Source organism: Nostoc sp. CmiVER01 (assembly GCF_034531135.2).
GTDB lineage: Bacteria > Cyanobacteriota > Cyanobacteriia > Cyanobacteriales > Nostocaceae > Nostoc.
Map to the genome: position 1 here is coordinate 230,172 of NZ_JAVRBU020000014.1, position 20,512 is coordinate 250,683.

A 20,512-nucleotide genomic window follows, 5' to 3' on the forward strand; every position below is an offset into this window, starting at 1 on the left:
ATTCCTCTGGCTAATCCGAAGACAACCTACTAACGTAGCAACTGGCACTTTCGTCATAGCATTTCTTTGTAAGGCTGCGCCAAACCCTCTTAAATTCTTTCTTTCTTTGTGTCCTACCCTGCGGGAAGCCACTTCGTGTCTATGCGTCCTTTGTGGTTCGTTTTTCTTCCTTGTACTTAAATATGGTTGAGCGCATCTTCATACAGAATTAGTATGACGATAAACTTAACAGTATGAATAAAATCCCAAATCCCAATTCAGTATTATGCCATTAATTAAAGTGCAAACTTCTGCATCTGCTCCTCAAAAAGCTGAAATTGAATCAATGCTTTTAAACTTATCAGCCAAGTTAGCAAAACATTTGGGAAAACCAGAATCTTATGTAATGACTGCTTTTGAGCCAGAAATTCCCATGACCTTTGCAGGAAATACAGACCCGGTTTGCTATATTGAAATTAAGAGCGTTGGCACAATGAAACCAGACCAAACCGCAGCAATGAGTCAGGAATTTTGCCAGCAGATTAACCAAACTCTAGGTGTGCCGAAAAATCGAATTTATATAGAATTTGCAGATGCTAAGGGTGCGATGTGGGGCTGGAACGGTACAACCTTTGGGTAATTTACCTCCTTCTTTGGTCAAGCCTAAGTTAATCTGGCAGGTGTAGGATAGAGATCCTACATCAACTCTTGATTTTTTATGTCTGCTACGCCTCTTGTATCTCAAGTTGAGTTACACAACCAAGTAAAATCAGAATTAATTCCTCCCCTTCTCGGCGCTTCTCTTGCAGAGTTAACCACTTGGGTACAGCAGCAGGGACAACCTGCTTATAGAGGAAAGCAGCTGCATGAATGGATCTATGACAAGGGAGTGCGATCGCTAGCTGATATTTCAGTTTTCTCCAAGCAATGGCGGAAGGAAGTAGCAGAAATCCCCATTGGACGCTCAACTTTACATTACCGCTCTGAGGCTCCCGATGGCACAGTCAAATATCTTTTACGATTAGCAGATGATCAAATTATTGAAACTGTTGGCATCCCCACCTTTGCAGAAGCGGGAGATGGGCCAAAAGCCCGTTTGACAGTTTGCGTCTCTACTCAGGTGGGTTGCCCAATGGCGTGTGATTTCTGCGCTACTGGTAAAGGTGGCTACAAACGCAACCTAGCACGGCATGAAATTATCGATCAGGTGTTAACTGTGCAAGAAGATTTTCAGCAACACGGCAGTCGCTACAACGGGGGGAACCCCCGCAACGCGCTGCCTCGGGTTAGCAATGTGGTGTTTATGGGATTAGGTGAACCGTTGTTGAATACTGAGAATGTCCTAGCGGCGCTGAAATCCCTGAATCAAGATGTCGGTATTGGGCAGCGATCGCTTACAGTTTCTACAGTTGGTATTCGCGATCGCATTCGTCAGTTCGCGCAAAACAATTTGCAAATCACGCTTGCTGTGAGTCTCCACGCACCCAACCAAGCACTGCGGGAAAAACTCATCCCTAGCGCCCGCGCCTATCCTCTCGAAGATTTGCTAGCTGAATGTCGAGAATATGTGGAAATTACTGGACGCCGCGTTACCTTTGAATACATACTTCTCGCTGGTGTAAATGATTTACCAGAACATGCATTGGAACTGTCAAAGCGCCTGCGAGGATTCCAAAGTCATGTGAATTTGATTCCTTATAATCCCATCCAAGAAGCAGACTACAAACGCCCCAACCGCGATCGCATTCAAGCATTTGTCAACGTCCTTAAGCAACAAAATACTGCCGTTAGTGTGCGTTATTCCCGTGGTTTAGAAGCTGATGCTGCTTGTGGACAACTCAGAGCAAGTAAGAATTAGGGACTTCCAACTAAAAAAATATCCTATTGGTGTATAGGCAGAGGGGCAGGGGGCAGGGAGCAGGGGGAGAAAGAAGAATATTATCTGAGTAAATTGGATAATTTATTTTCTGGAAGTCCCTTAAACCTTTTGTATTCAATTTTATAAATCAATATAGAACCGCAGATAAACCCAGATGTATCCTGAGAATTATCTCTGTTTATCTATGGTGTAAAACCGCCGGAAATCCTTTTGAAACCTACTCGCCGGAGATACATGGATTACGGAAATCCGGTAACTCATCTAAAAAATGTAAATGTATAATTTAATTAAACGGTGACTAAAGCTAATGCTTTAGTTAGGTATTTCAAGCCCTTGCATTTATAGCTTTTTCTAATCAGATGAGTTATACCATAGTCTCTTCCTGTCTTGGGGGAGGCGGTTGGGGTGGGGTTCTATACCTATAGGGCAATTATAAATAATGTTGACATTTTAAGGGTTTAGCGATCGCTAAACCCTACCTATAGCAATTGAGGAAATAACTATATGTTAAATCGCTTATTAAGGGTTAAAGCATGGCTGCTATTGATTGTACTTGGAAAAGCTTTATCAATTAATTCTCCTGCCTATGCCCAAATAATTCAGACGAATCCTCAGCAACTTGAGTCTTTTCAAGAAAGAATCAGACAACAACAAGAGCAGCAAAATCAGCGAACACAACAGCAATTTAATGAAACATTGCTTAGGCAACAGTTTCAGCAACCACAGCTGCAACAACAACTAAGACTACAACAGCAAGAACTGCTACGCCAGCAACAACAAAGACTACAACAAGAACAACTTAGACAACAATGGCAAAACTTTACACAACAGCAACAACTAAGAATACAACAGCAACAATTCAGACAAGATCAACAAATTAGACAACAGCAACAATTGAGATTACAAGAACAGATACGACAGCAACAATTCCGACAACAGAATAAAAACCTGTGAAATGCTCAAAATTGTTGACGAGTAACTTTATTATTAAAAATTAGAGAATATATTCTCTAATTTTTAATTCTTAATGACTAGCGCTGTGCATAAATACCTGGAGCGTAAGCCTCAATTACTTTGCCGGTGCGAGTGCAACTAATCATCAAATAGTCACAACTAGAGCATTGGGTTCGAGTTAATTGACTATCAGAAATGTAATAGCGTTCAGCTTGGCAGCCGCAATTTGGGCAGTAAATTTTTTGTACTATCTGCATTTTAAAACCCCTGGTTGTAACTATTTTTTATTTGAGATAACTGCCAGTGAAACTAGCAAAAATTTTGATTTGACCCAACTTAACAAATTGTCTTAATATTGGCTGATTATTTTAAACAAAATTTCAGATTTGAAAGATTTACTTTATCTTTATATATTATCCTCACATTTAGGTGATTTTACCCTCCCACTTTAGATACATAAATTGTTTTTGAATTCAATACTGCTTAGAGATTTACTGATCCCTATGGCGAATGCCTTGAGAGAGACTTATTTGCAAGCATTTCAGAGAAACACAAAAAAAGCCGTTCTTGTATTCAAAAATTAAACACAGAAAAATACTGTATATTTAGTCACAAAATGTCTATCTTAAGATTTAGTTAATATTTACTACAAGATTAATTAAGATTAAAACTAGTGAACTTCTAAAGCAACGGCTTTTTTTGTTCGCAGCAAAACTTCAAAATCCGCTCAAGATTCTTTTAGCGTGTGATTTTTACGCTATCAATTCAGTAATCAAAAGTTAATCCCCCAAAGCTACAAGAGTTGAGGAAGAGCTTCTTCCAAGATTACTAAGCATGAAAGTGTCGATCAGGTTTTGACTGTGCAAGAAGATTTTTAGCAACGGGTTAGCAATGTAGTGTTTATATGGTGAAGTATTACGAAGTACTAACACAAGTTACGGGTTATTAACCTTTAAGAGATAACTAGTCACTTGGGTTAAATATGGCATAAGTAGCTTTTCCCTGCCTTTTAGCTCGGTACATAGCAATATCAGCATCTCGCAGCAGAGTTGCCGGCTCCTCATAATTACTAAAATTCCAAGTAATACCAATGCTAGCTGTAGCAGATAATTGATATCCATTCAGGTTAATTGGCAATCGTAAGGCGTCTTGAATCCGTTTAGCAACATTGGTAGCGTCGGTAATATCTTTAATATCCTCTAAAAGAACTGTAAACTCATCACCACCAAATCGTGCTACAGTATCGCCACCCCGTAAGCACGACTCTAAACGTCTAGCGATCGCTACTAAAAAATCGTCGCCTATTCCATGCCCAAAGCGATCGTTAATCTCCTTAAAGCCATCTAAATCTAAAAATAAAACTGCAAAATAATAATCATTTCTGCGTTTGCTACGTTCAATTGTTTGTCTGAGTCGATCTAAAAATAAAACCCGATTCGGTAATTCTGTAAGCCCATCATAAAAGGCATTGCGGATCAGTTGCGCCTCTGTCTGCTTGCGTTTGGTAATGTCTTGAAAAACTAAAACTGCGCCAGTAACATTGCCATTTTGATCGCGGATGGGTGCAACATTATCCCCAATCGCTATTTCTTTGCTATCTTTGGTAATCAATGCACAGTTTTCTGGTAAATTGAAAATTTCACCTGATTTTATTACGTATCTAGCTAAATTTTCAATTCTTTCTCCTACATCTTTGTCAACTAAACTAACTACTTCTATTAAATCTTTTCCAAATGCTTCACTTTGCTTCCAACCAGTGATTTGTTCTGCCTTAGTATTCATCATTTGAATACAACCATTAGCATAAGTCACAATCACTGCACAGCCCATACTGTTGATAATTGCCGCCAGCCTCTGTTTTTCTTCGTATAATATCTTTTTGCTCTGATGTTTGTACAGAGCCATTTCAATTGTTAAATGTAAATCACTTTCAAGGAATGGTTTGACTATGTAACTAAAAGCTTCATTTAGCTGATTTTTTTGTAACTTTTTATATTCCGAACTTTCTGTTAGATATACTACAGGTACATGGAAATTATTCTGGATAATATCTGCTACGTTTATACCATCAATTTCTCCAGATAGGCAAATATCAATTAACACTAAATGTGGATGAGTTTCTGCTACCTTTTTTATTGCCTCTTCACCAGATTTATTTATTTCTGAAACTGAATAACCTAATTTTTGTAAACTATTTCTAATATTTGAGGCTAGGATTTTCTCATCCTCAACAACTAGGATTTTGCGGGCGAACATGTTATAACAACCTGTTTGCTAAGGTTAAGATTTTTGCTCTGAGTATCAACTCATATAAAATTTCATTATCTTATCATAAACAATTTCTAGCTATTTTGCCTTCTTGTTTGATATAAATACTTAGTCACGATCAAATGACATCATTTTATAAAGCTCCAATAATTTATGTATTTATCAAAGCTAATTTTGATTATTTAATACGGCTAATATCAAGCTATTAACATCAAGCATAAATTCTTATGTAATTAATAGCAATCAAAAAGCAATTTTCATAAATTATGTAATAATTTTTACGAACAAAATAAATACCGCGTATAGTATCTATGTATAAATTAATCAAGACAAAAAACCATCAAATAACAACATAGTACTTTTATGTAAATGAAAATAATATAGTATGTTATTATTAATATAATAGTAAATACTCACTATAATATTGCTAAAAATTAATCATCGTCTGGAATTAAAAACTTTAATTCCGCTTTGTCTGCAAATAGTTTTTCTCTCAGTCGGTGTCTAAATTACCGTCTGAAACTGTCTTAAATTTTAAATGGCAAGTGAAGTAGTATTATTTAAAACCATTGATAGCACTTTTTGTACAGATAGGGTACAGAAAAAAATAATTAACCATAGATGAACGTATATACTCGTAGGGATGCACGGATGCACATCTTTGCATTGGTGTAAATTTAAACATAGGTTAACTGTTGGCTGACTCACCCGCCTGGAACTAAAGTTCCAGGCTAATAGCTAAAGTCTACTGAAGTAGACTAAAGATTTTTGGGTGTTATTTAGTCATCAACAATAGATATTGAGAAAAGAACACCTTTTGTGCTTTAGAAATTGGACTTACTTTTAGTTACTTCAATGCTAATTTTGCCACCAAAGTCTGGAATAGGTGCAGAAGGTTTGCTCAAAATGACTTGAACTTGTGTTACACGATCGCATTTTCGGAGAATAGAATCTGCGATCGTTGTTACCAATTTCTCCACCAAAGCAAACTTAGACGTTTTGACCAGATGTTGTATCAAGCTAATGACGCTGCGATAATCTAAAGTGTCTTCGATCGCGTCAGTCTTGGCCGCTGTGGAAATATCCAACCACAATCTCACATCCACCTCAAACCATTGTCCTAGCACCTGTTCTTCTGGCAGATATCCAGTGTAGCCATAGCAGCGAATTCCCGTTAAATGAATGCAGTCCATAAATGTTTGAAAGCAAATTGTGCATTTTATAAAAACTGGGGCAAGTTTGCTTGGAGATTTTCCTTCCCGCAAACTCGCGTGGCTGTATTGGGTTTCATCTTTGCATTTGTCAAATCCCAGATGGATTTTAAATTGATCCCTAGAAAAAATCTAAAATTTAAGATTGTTTTATAGCTATGTTTGATTTGATGCCGATCGCTTATAAAAATGTTAATCAACTTTGGGCTTATATTTTAACAGAGACGCTAAAACGGTTGGGATTGACTTGTGCTATCATTTGTCCTGGATCGCGCTCTACACCCTTAGCGATCGCCTTTGCTCAACAAGCACCTGAGATTGAAGCGATTTCCATTCTCGATGAACGTTCCGCCGCCTTTTTTGCTTTGGGACAAGCTAAAGCAACCGGACGCCCGGTGGTACTAGTTTGCACTTCTGGTACAGCAGGAGCAAATTTTTATTCAGCAGTCATTGAAGCCTCATATAGTCGCGTCCCACTGTTACTATTAACTACCGATAGGCCCCCAGAATTACGAGATTGTCACTCTGGGCAAACTGTAGATCAATTGAGATTATATGGAAACTACCCAAATTGGCAAACAGAGTTAGCCTTACCCTCTGCTGATCTGGGAATGTTAGCTTATCTGCGACAAACGGTAATTCATAGCTGGGAAAGGGCGCAGACTCCTACAAAGGGGCCAGTACATTTGAATATTCCCTTTCGCGATCCTTTAGCGCCTCTTCCTGATGGAACCGACTTGAGTTATTTGCAATCACAGTTTCATCCAGAAGACTTTTTCGCAGGAATAACAAACTCATGCCCCATGCCCTATGCCCCATTCCCCATGCCCAAAGAATGGAAAGAATGCGATCGCGGGATTATTATCGCAGGTGTTGCCCAACCGTCGCAACCAGAAGAGTATTGTAGAGCGATCGCGCACCTTTCCCAAACTCTCAAATGGCCTGTACTAGCTGAGGGACTCTCTCCAGTGAGAAATTATGCCGAACTTAACCCTTATTTAATTTCCACTTATGATTTGATTTTGCGAAATCAGCAACTAGCAAAGCAGCTAGCACCCGAAATGGTGATTCAGGTAGGTGAAATGCCTACAAGTAAAGAATTGCGTAGCTGGATAGATACAACCCAACCGCGACGCTGGGTAATCGATCCTAGTGACCAAAACCTCGACCCTTTGCACGGGAGAACGACGCATTTACGGATATCTGTAAAAGAGATAAAGATAGAGGAGATAAATTTATCTTTATCCTCAGACTATGGAAAGCAATGGTGTGATGCGGAAACTAAGGTTAGGTTAATTGTTGACCAGACGATGGGGAAAATAGATGAAATTATTGAGAGTAAAGCAGCTTGGTTAATTTCTCAGATTTTACCGCCAGAAACGCCTCTATTTATTGCCAATAGTATGCCTGTGCGGGATGTGGAATATTTCTGGAAGCCGAATAATTTAGGAGTGCGATCGCACTTTAACCGGGGTGCAAATGGTATAGATGGCACATTATCCACAGCTTTAGGAATTGCCCATCGCCAGCAAAGTAGTGTAATGTTAACCGGAGATTTAGCTTTGTTGCATGACACAAACGGTTTTTTAATCCGCAATAAATTTGTCGGACATCTCACAATTTTATTAATCAACAACAACGGCGGTGGGATTTTTGAAATGTTACCCATCGCCAAATTCGACCCACCATTTGAAGAGTTTTTTGGCACTCCCCAGGATATTAATTTTGCTCAGTTGTGTGCTACTTATAATGTGCAGCATGAATTGATAACTTCTTGGCAGAAGTTGCAACAAAGATTAAACTCCCTTCCAACTAAGGGGATTCGGGTTTTAGAGTTGCAGACAAATCGCAAAAATGATGCTCAATGGCGACAGGAAAATTTACGGAACTTTGCCGCAGATATTGTGATTTAACTCTGCCGTTAGATATTACTAAATAGTGAGATGCAAGGTATTAATTTTGCCGAATGTTTTGGTGTCAAAATTATAAAGTGATTTATATAAGCGTTTCAAGTGTTGGTGAACCTTGCAAAATATTAGAGTTAGTAGTATAATAACGCCTCTAGCGAATTTAGCGACAAATGCGACAAAATGCGGAACATAACAATAATAAGAGTGAAGAAGATATTTCGTTTTTAACAACTATTGAAGTAGCTCAACTTCTTCGTGTTCACCAAAGAACTGTACAAAGATGGATATTATCAAACAATCTTAAAGCTACAAAAGTGGGGCCAAGAATTTGGCGGATCAGACAAAAAGACTTAGATAAGTTTTTACAAATAAATAATAGTAAAAAACAAGCATAATAAAATATTAACTCAAATGGCAACAGGAATACCTAGTCGAAATAGTCGTAAAAGTCAAAAACAAAATGTAATTCCTTTTCGTCTGGAATATGAAGGGAAAATTCCTATAGAAGATATATTAAAAATTCCTGTAGCTAAGTTACATCGCATAATCAGTATAGATCAACATCCAAGAAACAGACTCATATATGGAGAGAATTTAAGAGTGCTTAGTTCATTCTTGAACGATGATACTATCGCGGGTAAAGTTAGTCTAATTTATATTGACCCCCCCTATGCAACAGGGAGTAGTTTTGAGTCTCGTCAAAGAGACCATGCTTACCACGACTTAATGGAAGGTGCAGAATATTTAGAGTTTTTACGTCAACGACTGGTTTTACTAAAAGAACTTTTATCAGATGAAGGTTCTATTTATATACATTTAGATGACAAGATGGCTTGTGCTGTCAAAATTATAATGGATGAAATTTTTGGTTCTAAAAACTTTCGCAATTTGATTACAAGAAAAAAATGTAACCCAAAAAACTATACACGTAAACAGTACGGTAATACCGCAGACTACATTCTATTTTACACAAAAACAGATAATTATATATGGAATCAGCCTTTTAACCCTTGGACTGAAACTACTGCAAAGAAAGAGTATCAATATGTTGAAAAGGAGACTGGAAGAGTTTATAAGAAAGTTCCTGTTCATGCACCAGGTGTAAGAAAAGGTGCAACAGGTCAACCCTGGAGAGGAATATTACCTCCTTCAGGTAAACACTGGCAATATACTCCAGAAACTTTAGACGAAATGGATGCACGCGGAGAGATTTACTGGTCACCAACAGGAAACCCAAGAAGAAAAGTTTATTTAGATAATAGCCAGGGTATTTCAGTCCAAGATATTTGGCTTGACTTCAAGGATGCTCACAATCAAAATATTAAAATTACTGGCTATCCAACAGAAAAAAATCCAGATATGATCAAACGAATAATTCTAGCCTCATCTAATGAAGGAGATATTGTGTTAGATGCATTTGCTGGAAGTGGTACTACTGCTGCTGTAGCTGAAGAGTTAGGTAGAAAATGGATAGCTATTGATAATTCTCAACTTGCTATAGCTACAATAGTTCAGCGTTTAGTTAAAGGAACAGAAGTAATGGGTGACTTCATTAACGGAAATAGTTCTGCTAAATATGAACAAAAATGCTTAATAGGTACAAATAGAGTTTTACGAAGCGGTCTAGATTTGTATATTGAAGAAACACCAGAATTAGAGTTTATCTCTGAAAGTGTAATACATGATTGGGATAGCAAACTCAACTTTCAAGCCAATCTAGTGTAAATCTATCATCAAGCATTTTCAGAGTGCATACCATTATTTTGCCACTACCATAGCTTTCTAAACGAGCGTAATCATTCCACATAGATCCTAGTAGTAATCCTGGGCCATCATTCAAAAAAAATACTTTTAAATCAACTTTATAGGTATCAGCATATCTAAGAATATCAGTTGCTTTATCTCGATTTCCACCAGTTCGATCATCTTCTTGAGAACCACCTCTATCAGAATCATAACGAGCAAATCCAACTACCAATGGAGTTCCATCTAATCGAGATATAAAAATATCTGCTGGAGTTTGAGCTTCCCAATTATCCAAAACCTTATCAAGCATTACATCTTTTCCAGCACGAACTGGCCCCTGAATTATATAGTTTTTACCAAATACTCTGTCAAACCATAAGAAAAACGCTTCTGTCAAGTCATAGCCTTTTTGCCCCCGTTTACTCTGTTCTAAAAGAAGAGCCATCAGAGTTTCATCAGGTACAGGACGACTTTGCAAATTTCTTCTAACCTCTTCTAAGCTACGAAATCTATCACCAAAATCATTAATTATATTGGTAATATCACGTTTTTTCTTGGTCATTTCTACTGTCGTATCTGGTGATACATACCTCCGAAATACTCTAAGAAGTTGAATACGTAAAGGATCAGGCTCTTTTGTAACAATTTCGAGTAAATTTGCAGAGCTTGTTGCTTCGTATACCAATTCTATGAAACGCTCCAAAACTTTCTCGTAGAGCATTTTAGCTTCATCTAAAGAATCAGGGTAGAATGGTGAGTCAAATATAGTAATCCACTTAGATGCAGTTCCTTTGTAGCTACTGAATAAAATCAAATGATAATCTCCATTGCTATAATCGATACAATTTTTTAAGTATAAAACACATAACTCTATCTGTTTGAGTGATAATATCTAAATTTTGGCTCAAAGTTCCTTCAGTAATTTCACCAAATAGACGTTTTAACAGTCGGAGGACAAGCGATCGCACTCCTCCACCGCTTTCTGATATACCCGCGTGTCTTCCAGCCTCAGATTTGTAGCTATGAGAATTTTACCGGGTGCGTAGGCGTAGCCCACCGCAGGTATCGCCTTCTCCTCTGCTTCTCTACATGAAATTTACCCTGTTGGTTGACCTTCTAACCACCTTTCCAAATCAGCAAGAGTAGAGAAATCCAACAAAGCATCACTTAAAGCTTCCAACTGTTCCACCGATAACCCTTGAATCTGGGACAGAAGCGCACCAGGAATATTACCCACGCGCCGATTTAATAGTCGTAAAACGATTGTTCTTTCTCCTTCAACCTTTCCTTCAACTTTTCCTTCTTCTCGCCCTTCAACCTTTCCTTCCTCCTTCGCTTCCCGAAGAGCCAGTGGTTCTTCCAAATTTAGTCCCAACATTTCTGCAATCTCCTCTCGACTTAATGTAGAAAACTTATAAACAATAATCGTTGTAATTAAATCAATTATCGCTTGCTCCGATTGTTGCCGTGCTTGCTCCAACAAAAACCGCGCCCCTTCCACTGCTTCTGTTTCAGAAGTAACATTTGTCAGCAACATCAAACCTAATCCCAAAGGTTGTTCTCGCAAATCACCCAACTCATCTAGATAAACCCGTCTAACTTGCCCACTTTCCAGCAAAGCGCGGTGAATCGTTGAGTTAGAAGGTTCCAGACTGCGAGAAGCAAAAATTATTACCCCAAACCAATCATCGTAACGAATAGAGTTGCGGTAGAGAAACAAAAACAATTCGCTGAAAAACCGGTGATATAAGTCTTCGTCCTTCTGAAACTGCACTTCAGCAAAAAAGACGGTTTTGGAAACTGCATTATCGGGAGGTAAAAATACTCCGTCAATCCGAAACGCGGTTTCTTTCACTTCAACCGATTCAAACTGGTAGTTTTCCGCTTCTGGGGGTGGTTCATCTACTAATTCAAACAGCAAACTGGGAAATTGCTTAAATAATTTGTAGAAAATGGTGTGACGTCGCATTTTGATTCCTCCACACCCAGACAATTACCAAATTGTAAAGGCTTGAGACACCAATTTTAGCGTAGGCGTAGCCCACCGCAGGTATCGTATGTCCCTACGTCCGCGATAAAATTCTTGAAGCAACAGCGCACTCCATACCAATGCAAATTAACTGGCAAACAGCCAAAACCTACGAAGACATTCTGTATCAAAAAACTGATGGTATTGCGAAAATCACCATCAACCGTCCCCATAAACGCAATGCTTTTCGTCCCGAAACAGTCTTTGAACTTTACGATGCTTTCTGTAATGCTCGTGAAGATACTACTATTGGTGTCGTCCTATTTACTGGCTATGGCCCACACACTGATGGGAAATATGCCTTCTGTTCTGGTGGCGATCAAAGTGTAAGGGGACATGCGGGTTATGTAGACGATACTGGCATCCCCCGCTTGAATGTGCTGGACTTACAACGCCTGATTCGTTCCATGCCGAAAGTGGTGATTGCTTTAGTAGCTGGATATGCGATCGGTGGCGGACATGTCCTACACTTGATTTGCGACCTTACTATCGCCGCCGATAACGCTATTTTTGGACAGACTGGCCCGAAAGTAGGCAGTTTCGACGGTGGTTTTGGAGCCAGCTATCTCGCCCGCGTTGTGGGACAAAAAAAAGCTAGAGAAATTTGGTTTCTCTGCCGTCAATATGATGCACAACAGGCGCTAGAAATGGGCTTAATTAATTGTGTCGTCCCAGTCGAACAACTAGAAGCAGAAGGTATTCAATGGGCGCAAGAGATTTTAGAAAAAAGTCCGATCGCAATTCGGTGTCTCAAGGCTGCGTTCAATGCTGATTGTGATGGACAAGCTGGTTTACAAGAACTTGCTGGTAATGCCACCCTACTTTACTACATGACAGAAGAAGGGTCTGAGGGCAAACAAGCCTTTCTTGAAAAGCGTCCGCCAGACTTTCGATCTTTTCCTTGGTTACCTTAAAACTGCAAAAATCGCACCCTTTACCAAGGTGCGATTTTTATAGATATCAACGTTTACAGCACTAAAAATTTTAAAAAAATCTTATCTTAAGGAAACTACAAAATCAGTTCAGTAATAATGGATAACTAAATAACAACTGCTTTAGTCTTTACCTGTTCAGATATAGAAGCAGCTATTTCCTCTACAGGAGCAAGAACAGCATTGTCTAAATCTGAGGTTAAGGAATGAGAAGATGTTAAAACTGGGGCTACATCTGGCAAACTCCAAGCATCTTCCAAGGTTTCCCAAGAAGGTGCAAAAGGTGGAAGCGCTAAGGAGCAAGCCTTCCAAGTTGCTTGAACTGGTGCTCCCAATTGCTGACAAGTTCCGCCACGGCGACCCTCTGGCTGATAATGACGGCAATATTTACAGGCAGATGCTAAAAGTTTAATGGGTTTCATTTGGATTCATCTTTAGTGCCGTTTCCGGCTATATTTCATCTTTATATTTTGCTTCTATATATAAAGACAGATAAAAGCCAAAAAACCATTATTTTCTATAGGTTTCAGCGATCCCCACGAAAAAATAAACTTTAGGATATTTTTATATTCTTGTTATATTTTTCAATAATGCCTAGAGTGGTTGCCTATGGGTTTTGGCTAAAACTTATTAGGGATCAAGACTAAAACTAAAGCTTTTGATTTATCTAGCCTTTTAAGTTCATCCTTAAGGATAGCTAAAGGCATATATTTTCAGATAAATAGTCTGCTTTACATACCACATTAGGCATATTTTAGCAGTAAAAAAATATTTTTTCTAAAGAATTAAAATCATATTTATGTGAAGCAGCAAGTTACTTGAGGATAAATTATGTTCAGAGAATAATCGCTAAAGTATTTTGCTTTCAATTTAAAACTGTTTAGCAGCACAGACAGAACAGACTTCCCAGCGCTGGAGTTCGCCCGGTGGCGTGGGAGATTGACACTGGGGACAAAGAGGTAAGCCATGCGATCGCGATCGCATGATCTTCGTCCAACGCCCAAAAGCAGCATTTACATCCTTGGTAGGTGTAACATCAGCGCGGCTAATCTCATCACCAAGATAACTGGGATGCTCATGGGGCGAAACCGTTTGTTGCTGCTTTCTCTCTACCGATGGATTTTGCCAGTTAGCAGTAGAGAAGCGAATATCAATCAAAGGTGTTGGCAAGTTTTTATTCAACTTTAAAAGCAGAGACGAACGGCCAAAAGTCAGATTTTGCGCCCAAGCAGCACTAGAAGTTGCTACCGACAAAACATCGCGCTGAATCGACAATGGTCGAGTATTTGCGGCAACCACTGGGCCAACAACTTTTGGCCAAAACTTGAGCAGGCGTTGAAATGGTTGTTCTTGCCATTTAGCCTGCTTTTCTAGAACATCCAAAATATCATTAATTGATTTCAACGACATCGTTAAATGTGGGGAGTGGAGAGTGAGGGAGATGAGGGAGCAGGGGAGACAAGGGGACAAGGTGACTTAGATAACTTGCAACAAGTCTTTTCCCTTGTCCCCTTGTCCTCTTCACCATGCCCCATGCTCAATCTATTTAAATAATTTTCGCTACTATTGTCACAAATATATCTAAAGTTAATTCCAGCAATCTACGTTTGAGGTACAGAGGCCATGACTCAAAACTCTCTGAATGATTCCGGTACTCAATCGTCTAAAACACCTGGGTTGAAACCAGCATTAGCAGCAGCGCTAGCGAGTTTAGAGGTGCCGCTAGATCAAGAGTTAGCTCGATACCGACGCACGCGAACTGGTTTGATGGCATCAAAGCAGCCTCGTGTTGCAACTTACATGAACAGTCAATCTCAGCCGTTAACTAGCATCTCTACAACATCGGGTACAACTCAGTCATCAGTCACGGTAATTAAACCTAACGTGTCACCTACATCTGTACCCGTGAATCTTCAGGGAACTTCAGCGCCAGCTACAGCAATTGACGTACCGACAACATCTTCTCTAGCTGTGAATCCTCAAAAGAACCCAGCGTCAGCTATGGCAAAAACTGAGGAACTAAATAATTTTAATGTGCCCTCCATCTCTGATTATGTTAAAACACAAACTCCACTTCCCCCGCCACCGCCCAACTTTAGTAGCAGCATCGTGCCAGCAATAATTAAAGATACTAAGAGCCAAAATCTCTTGCAGCCAGATGACACTCCTAAGCACCCAGATGACTATTTAGAATCTAGTGAAGCACTGCTGCGAAGTCTGACAGAAGAACAACTAGAAACCAAAAAACCAAACAATTCTAGCGATAGTCTACTATCACCTATGGGTATCGGCTCAATGTTGCTGCTATTGTTAGCGAGTCTTACCTTGGGTTATGTAGTGTTCAATCCTAAAAGCTTGCCAGAATGGAATTTAAGCAAGTTGTTTAACGGGAACTCATCTCCTGCACCAGAAAATACTCAGGAAGTTGGAAGTAATGTCCAACCTCAGATCCAACCACCAAGCACATCTATACCTAAGTATCCCAATCTAGCTGCCCAAGAATTTCCGGAAGTGAGAGACCCCAATGATGTAGTTGGCTTAAAACCCAAAGTCCAACCAACCGTCCCAGTAGTACCTAATCCAATCGTTCCCCAAAACCGCGCAAATCCTCAAGCGGCATTGCCTGACCCTAACACAGCCCTAAAAACGACAAATCCGATCGCTTTAGCACCAGTACCGACAGTACAGCCGTTGCCTCCCCTGAATTTGCCTCCCACTTCAGCGGCAAAAACCTCACCTAAGCCAATCGCAACCTTACCAAAGCTAGATGCTGAAATTAAACCAGCAACAGATGGGTTCTATCATGTAGTAATAGATAATAAAGATGGGGCTTTAGCATCAGCACGGCAAGTAATTCCCGATGCTTATTTATCACGCAACAAAGAATTAGTTTATTTAGGTGCTTTTAAGACTAAAGAGCAAGTACAACAGCATCTGAAATTGTTACAGGCAAAGGGAATCACGGCACGGGTTCAGCAACCATAAGTTGCAAAAATTTACGATACCATGAGATAACAGTCCTGAGTCCTGTTAGCGGTAGCGGGGCGTTTAGCCCGTGCTGAATCAATGAGTGCTGAGTTCTGAGTTCTGAGTGCTGAGTGGTAGAGACAAAATATTGTTTGTTTACGACCAGACAACGAAAAATATTATACTCAAAAATTTTAGGACTTACGCACAGTCTACGAATTATTTTCTACGAGACGCTGCGCGATGGCGTCTTCTCTACGAGACGCTACGTGTTGGCGGAAGCCTCTGGTAGAGAAGGCGGTTCGATAAATTAAGCTTTTCGGCAATTTTTGCGTAAGTCCTGACTTTAACTAGTCACTTAGCACCCTATAACTATCCTATGACAAAAAATATTATACTTAGGATTTTAACTAAGCACTCAGCACTCTATAACTAATTCAGTACTCAGCAAGGGCTAAACGCCCTGCTAACGCTAACAGCACTCATTACTGGGTTTCGTGAATGGAGAGCCGACATGGCATTAATCAAGCGTATTCTACGGGTGATTCAAGCTAATCTTAATAGTTTGATCGGTGATGCAGAAGATCCAGAAAAGATTCTGGAGCAAACTGTTCTAGAGATGCAGGAAAATCTGGTGCAGTTGCGGCAGGGTGTAGCACAAGCGATCGCTACCCAAAAACGCACCGAACGGCAGGTCGCCGCCGCCCAATCTCAAACAGAAGAATGGTATCGCCGCGCCCAATTGGCCCTGCAACAAGGCAGCGAACCTCTAGCACGGGAAGCTTTGACTAAGCGCCAAGCCTATAAAGAAACCGCTACAGCTCTGTTTTCCCAGATAGAGCAGCAAAACGAGATAGTCGCTAGGTTAAAAAAGGATATGCGATCGCTAGAGTTAAAAATTTCCGAGGCGAAAACAAAAAAAGATATGTATATTGCTCGTGCCCGTTCTGCTGAAGCGTCTTATCGCCTCCAGGAAATGCTCGGCGAAGTTTCTACTACCAGCAGTCTGAACGCCTTTGAGCGCATGGAAGAAAAAGTTTTGCAAATAGAAGCTAAATCAGAAGCAATAGCTCAACTCAGTAGCGACGACTTGGAAACACAATTTACTTCCTTGGAATCTACTAATAATGTAGATGCCGAATTGGCAGCGATGAAGGTGCAGGTCTTAAATGGGGCAGATAACACACAGCCTCCCCAACAGCAGTTACCCAAAACTCAGGATTCTTGAAGAACAGGCAAGGGAGCAGGGGGAAATGACCCCATCAAGAACTGTCGTGAAATGAAAGTGAGAACATGGGTAAGAATTTCCCACTCAAGCAAGTGTGGTTATCGTAAAGAGCGGGAAGCTAACGTAACAGGTGGGGGGAATCTCAATTCTTTTCTATCTCCCTTGCCCCCTGCTCCCTGCCCCTGCCCCTACGCCTCCCTCTTGGCTGAAATTCGGCTAATTACCCCTCTTTGGAGATATCTTAACAATTAAGAGTTGTTAGAAGATACTGATTCAAACCGGAAAGATTACATTGAAATAGGTAGCTATTAAAAAATAAAAAAGCTCACTGTCCAACAAAAAGCGTAAACCAAACAAGGAAAAACAAAGTTATGGGATTATTTGATCGCATTAAGCGAGTAGTTAGTTCTAACCTCAACGACCTGGTTAACAAAGCCGAAGACCCCGAAAAAATGCTAGAACAAGCCATCCTGGAAATGCAGGAAGACTTGGTGCAGCTGCGTCAGGGAGTAGCTCAGGCGATCGCCTCCCAAAAACGCAGCGAAAAACAGTATAATGACGCCCAAAATGAAATCAATAAGTGGCAACGCAATGCCCAACTGGCGCTGCAAAAAGGTGATGAGAACTTAGCACGACAAGCTCTAGAGCGCAAAAAAACTTATACTGACACCAGCACCGCCCTCAAAGCTAGTTTGGAAACCCAAAGCACTCAAGTTGAAACCCTCAAGCGCAACTTAATCCAGCTAGAAAGCAAGATTTCTGAAGCTAAAACCAAGAAAGAAATGCTTAAAGCTAGGATTACCACTGCCAAAGCCCAAGAGCAACTTCAAGGCATGGTGCGTGGGATGAATACCAGCAGTGCAATGGCTGCGTTCGAGCGAATGGAAGAAAAGGTCTTGATGCAAGAATCCCGGGCCCAGGCAGCAGGAGAGTTGGCGGGTGCCGATTTAGAAAGCCAATTTGCCCAATTGGAAGGTAATAGCGATGTTGATGATGAATTGGCAGCTTTAAAAGCGCAAATGTTACCATCCGCTACTCCACAAAATCAAGCGCAACTGCCACCGCAACAAGAAACCACTGCTCCTAAATCTAATGAAGTGGTTGATGCCGAGTTAGATTCTCTACGCAAGCAATTGGATCAATTGTAAAATTGGCAGAAAACTTATTTGAGCTAGTCCCACGCCTGTTGGTTGTGGGATTTTACATCATTAGTCAATAGTTAACAGTCAAAATAACTATGAATTATTGACTATAAACTATTGACGACTTTGGGATAAAGTATTGTGTGTGCCAACTTTGATCGCCACCTGATGGAGACTGCAATGAGTAAGGCTGTAATCACCATAACTGATGCTGAGTTTGAAACAGAAGTATTAAAAGCCCAACAGCCTGTATTAGTTTACTTTTGGGCTTCCTGGTGTGGGCCTTGTCAATTGATGTCCCCCCTGATTAACTCAGCTGCTACCAAATATAGTGATCGCCTCAAAGTCGTTAAAATGGAAATTGACCCCAACCCACTTACTGTTAAGCAGTACCAAGTGGAAGGTGTACCCGCCCTCAGACTATTTCAAGGCCAAGAAGTTTTGATATCCACTGAGGGAGTCATCGGTAAAGATAAATTACTCGAACTTTTAGATACCCACTTAAATAATAATTAGTCATTGGTCATTGGTCATTGGTCATGGGTCACTTGTACTGAGCGTTGCCCTTGGCGCAGCCTCTAGTAGAGAAGTATTGGTCATTTGACAAAGGACAAATGACAAAGGACAAATGACATAGACGCTTCTGCGGCTACTCTTCGAGAACGCCAAGGGCGAACCCACAGGGTAGGACAAATGACAAAGGACAAATGACTAACATGGAATTTGCAAAACGTTTACAACCCCTGCAATCTAATGTATTTGCTGATATGGACAAAGCCAAGGCGACCGCTTTGGCCATTGGACAACAAGTAATTGATTTGTCGTTGGGGTCTTCTGATTTACCCGCCCAGGCACATGTCATTGAGGCGATCGCCCAATCTCTTCACGATCGCAGTACCCACGGCTATCTGTTGTTTAACGGAACTCTTGGGTTTCGTGAAGCCGCGGCCAACTGGTACGAACAAAAATTTGGCATTAAAGTCGATCCTCAAACTGAGGTACTACCTCTAATTGGTTCTCAAGAAGGTACTGCCCATTTACCCCTAGCAATACTCAATCCAGGAGATTTTGCTCTATTGCTCGATCCAGGTTATCCCTCCCATGCCGGGGGTGTCTACCTAGCCAGTGGTCAAATTTACCCGATGCCACTACGGGCAGAAAACGACTTTTTACCAGTGTTTGCTGATATTCCTGCCCCAGTTTTGGCTCAGTCGCGGATGATGGTATTAAGTTATCCTCACAATCCCACTGCTGCGATCGCTCCTTTATCTTTCTTCCAAGAAGCTGTCGCCTTTTGTCAGCAACACAATCTTGTGTTGGTTCACGATTTCCCCTATGTAGATTTGGTATTTCAGGAAACTAGGGAGTCGGTAGATAATTCTCTCAATCCAAAATCCAAAATTCAAAATCCAAAAGCCCTAGCTCCTTCAATTCTGCAAGCTGATCCAGATAAAAGCGTCTCTATTGAATTTTTTACCCTTTCCAAGTCCTACAATATGGGCGGCTTTCGCATTGGCTACGCCATCGGTAATGCCGAGTTAATTAACGCTTTACGCCAGGTAAAAGCCGCCGTTGATTTTAATCAGTATCGGGGGATTTTGAATGGTGCGATCGCAGCCCTAACTGGCCCTCAACTTGGGGTAAAATCTGCTGTTGCTACCTTCCAGCAGCGCCGTGATGCTTTCATCAATGCTTTACACCGCATTGGCTGGAATGTTCCTACTCCCCAGGCCACAATGTACATCTGGGCAAAACTGCCCTCACATTGGAGTCAAAATTCCATCGAATTTTGTACCCAGCTAGTCAAACAAACTGGTGTAGCAGCTTCTCCAGGTGCTGGTTTTGGCAAATCTGGAGAAGGATATGTCCGCTTTGCCTTGGTGCATGAGCCACTTTTGTTAGAAACTGCTGTGGAAAGAATTGCTCAGTTCCTTTATTAAATTTTTTCTCAAGCTAAACACCAAAGATTTTTTGTAACAAAGTCTATGGATAGAACACACGCCCTAGAGGTAGTGGCGCACGTTTTTGCGTCCCTACGAATAACCGTACTATACTAAATTTAAAATTATTGTATTGTTGTTTTTTAAACGATTAAAAGCCAGCATATTACGTAATTAAACGTAAAATAACATCAAAATATTCGTCATCTTTTTATTGATAACAAAAGGAACTTTACCCAATCAGGTCTCCCCGTTTCTTAAACTTGGTTTGTACGCTTAGATACCAAAAATTTCAACAATGCAGGTCGCCCTTTTAAGGAGTTGTAT

At 40.4% G+C, this 20,512-nt stretch carries 19 protein-coding genes; 12 read left to right on the forward strand and 7 right to left on the reverse strand.

Translation table 11 applies throughout. From position 1 onward, the window contains the following. Positions 1-265: 265 nt before the first annotated feature. The 3 genes from RMZ43_RS24580 (at position 266) to RMZ43_RS24590 (ending at position 2,812) form a co-directional block, all read left to right on the forward strand. On the forward strand, positions 266-619 hold the full coding sequence (locus RMZ43_RS24580) for a phenylpyruvate tautomerase MIF-related protein (protein ID WP_229553676.1): 354 nt from the start codon (positions 266-268) through the stop codon (positions 617-619). 78 nt (positions 620-697) lie between these two features. Then, a complete protein-coding gene (rlmN, locus tag RMZ43_RS24585; protein WP_322653179.1) occupies positions 698-1,837 on the forward strand; it encodes a 23S rRNA (adenine(2503)-C(2))-methyltransferase RlmN in 1,140 nt (379 codons plus the stop codon). 525 nt (positions 1,838-2,362) lie between these two features. Beyond that, positions 2,363-2,812: a hypothetical protein gene (locus RMZ43_RS24590; protein ID WP_322653178.1), complete on the forward strand. Its 450-nt coding sequence runs from the start codon at positions 2,363-2,365 to the stop codon at positions 2,810-2,812. A gap of 77 nt (positions 2,813-2,889) precedes the next feature. Here the strand turns inward: RMZ43_RS24590 and RMZ43_RS24595 are convergent, their stop codons facing one another. The 3 genes from RMZ43_RS24595 to folB all read right to left on the reverse strand — a co-directional run bounded on the left by RMZ43_RS24595 (position 2,890) and on the right by folB (position 6,273). Beyond that, complete coding sequence (locus RMZ43_RS24595; RefSeq protein ID WP_229553679.1) at positions 2,890-3,069, reverse strand: replication restart DNA helicase PriA; 180 nt, start codon at positions 3,067-3,069, stop codon at positions 2,890-2,892. A gap of 706 nt (positions 3,070-3,775) precedes the next feature. Next, on the reverse strand, positions 3,776-5,068 hold the full coding sequence (locus RMZ43_RS24600) for a GGDEF domain-containing response regulator (RefSeq protein WP_322653177.1): 1,293 nt from the start codon (positions 5,066-5,068) through the stop codon (positions 3,776-3,778). An 836-nt stretch (positions 5,069-5,904) separates the two neighbouring features. Beyond that, a complete protein-coding gene (gene folB / locus RMZ43_RS24605; protein WP_322649330.1) occupies positions 5,905-6,273 on the reverse strand; it encodes a dihydroneopterin aldolase in 369 nt (122 codons plus the stop codon). Between the two features lie 176 nt (positions 6,274-6,449). Here folB and menD point away from each other — a divergent pair, with 176 nt between their 5' ends. The 3 genes from menD to RMZ43_RS24620 all read left to right on the forward strand — a co-directional run bounded on the left by menD (position 6,450) and on the right by RMZ43_RS24620 (position 9,926). Then, positions 6,450-8,204, forward strand: coding sequence for a 2-succinyl-5-enolpyruvyl-6-hydroxy-3-cyclohexene-1-carboxylic-acid synthase (gene menD, locus RMZ43_RS24610; RefSeq protein ID WP_322653176.1), 1,755 nt, complete (start codon positions 6,450-6,452; stop codon positions 8,202-8,204). A gap of 167 nt (positions 8,205-8,371) precedes the next feature. Continuing rightward, positions 8,372-8,596: a helix-turn-helix domain-containing protein gene (locus RMZ43_RS24615; RefSeq protein WP_322649328.1), complete on the forward strand. Its 225-nt coding sequence runs from the start codon at positions 8,372-8,374 to the stop codon at positions 8,594-8,596. 16 nt (positions 8,597-8,612) lie between these two features. Beyond that, positions 8,613-9,926, forward strand: coding sequence for a site-specific DNA-methyltransferase (locus RMZ43_RS24620; protein ID WP_322649327.1), 1,314 nt, complete (start codon positions 8,613-8,615; stop codon positions 9,924-9,926). On the opposite strand, the gene RMZ43_RS24625 is transcribed toward RMZ43_RS24620, so the two are convergent. Beyond that, positions 9,901-10,761, reverse strand: coding sequence for a hypothetical protein (locus tag RMZ43_RS24625; protein ID WP_322653175.1), 861 nt, complete (start codon positions 10,759-10,761; stop codon positions 9,901-9,903). The two genes, RMZ43_RS24620 and RMZ43_RS24625, sit on opposite strands and share 26 nt — an antisense overlap. Positions 10,762-11,043: 282 nt before the next feature. Further along, the gene (locus RMZ43_RS24630; protein ID WP_322649325.1) at positions 11,044-11,916 is read right to left on the reverse strand and encodes an Rpn family recombination-promoting nuclease/putative transposase; all 873 of its coding nucleotides are present in this window, start codon (positions 11,914-11,916) and stop codon (positions 11,044-11,046) included. A 140-nt stretch (positions 11,917-12,056) separates the two neighbouring features. Here RMZ43_RS24630 and menB point away from each other — a divergent pair, with 140 nt between their 5' ends. Further along, a complete protein-coding gene (gene menB, locus RMZ43_RS24635) occupies positions 12,057-12,890 on the forward strand; it encodes a 1,4-dihydroxy-2-naphthoyl-CoA synthase (RefSeq protein ID WP_109011247.1) in 834 nt (277 codons plus the stop codon). A 125-nt stretch (positions 12,891-13,015) separates the two neighbouring features. Here the strand turns inward: menB and RMZ43_RS24640 are convergent, their stop codons facing one another. Then, on the reverse strand, positions 13,016-13,330 hold the full coding sequence (locus RMZ43_RS24640) for a hypothetical protein (protein WP_322649324.1): 315 nt from the start codon (positions 13,328-13,330) through the stop codon (positions 13,016-13,018). A gap of 448 nt (positions 13,331-13,778) precedes the next feature. Beyond that, entirely contained in the window at positions 13,779-14,318 is a 540-nt protein-coding gene (locus RMZ43_RS24645) for a DUF721 domain-containing protein (RefSeq protein ID WP_322653174.1), read from the reverse strand. A gap of 213 nt (positions 14,319-14,531) precedes the next feature. Here RMZ43_RS24645 and RMZ43_RS24650 point away from each other — a divergent pair, with 213 nt between their 5' ends. The 5 genes from RMZ43_RS24650 (at position 14,532) to RMZ43_RS24670 (ending at position 20,185) form a co-directional block, all read left to right on the forward strand. Continuing rightward, complete coding sequence (locus tag RMZ43_RS24650; protein ID WP_322653173.1) at positions 14,532-15,893, forward strand: hypothetical protein; 1,362 nt, start codon at positions 14,532-14,534, stop codon at positions 15,891-15,893. Between the two features lie 496 nt (positions 15,894-16,389). Continuing rightward, on the forward strand, positions 16,390-17,103 hold the full coding sequence (locus RMZ43_RS24655) for a PspA/IM30 family protein (RefSeq protein ID WP_322653172.1): 714 nt from the start codon (positions 16,390-16,392) through the stop codon (positions 17,101-17,103). Between the two features lie 371 nt (positions 17,104-17,474). After that, the gene (locus RMZ43_RS24660; RefSeq protein ID WP_322653171.1) at positions 17,475-18,251 is read left to right on the forward strand and encodes a PspA/IM30 family protein; all 777 of its coding nucleotides are present in this window, start codon (positions 17,475-17,477) and stop codon (positions 18,249-18,251) included. A 174-nt stretch (positions 18,252-18,425) separates the two neighbouring features. Continuing rightward, positions 18,426-18,761 (forward strand): thioredoxin family protein, encoded by a 336-nt coding sequence (locus tag RMZ43_RS24665; protein ID WP_322653276.1) that lies wholly within the window; start codon positions 18,426-18,428, stop codon positions 18,759-18,761. 200 nt (positions 18,762-18,961) lie between these two features. After that, complete coding sequence (locus tag RMZ43_RS24670) at positions 18,962-20,185, forward strand: LL-diaminopimelate aminotransferase (protein ID WP_322653275.1); 1,224 nt, start codon at positions 18,962-18,964, stop codon at positions 20,183-20,185. Positions 20,186-20,512: the final 327 nt, after the last annotated feature.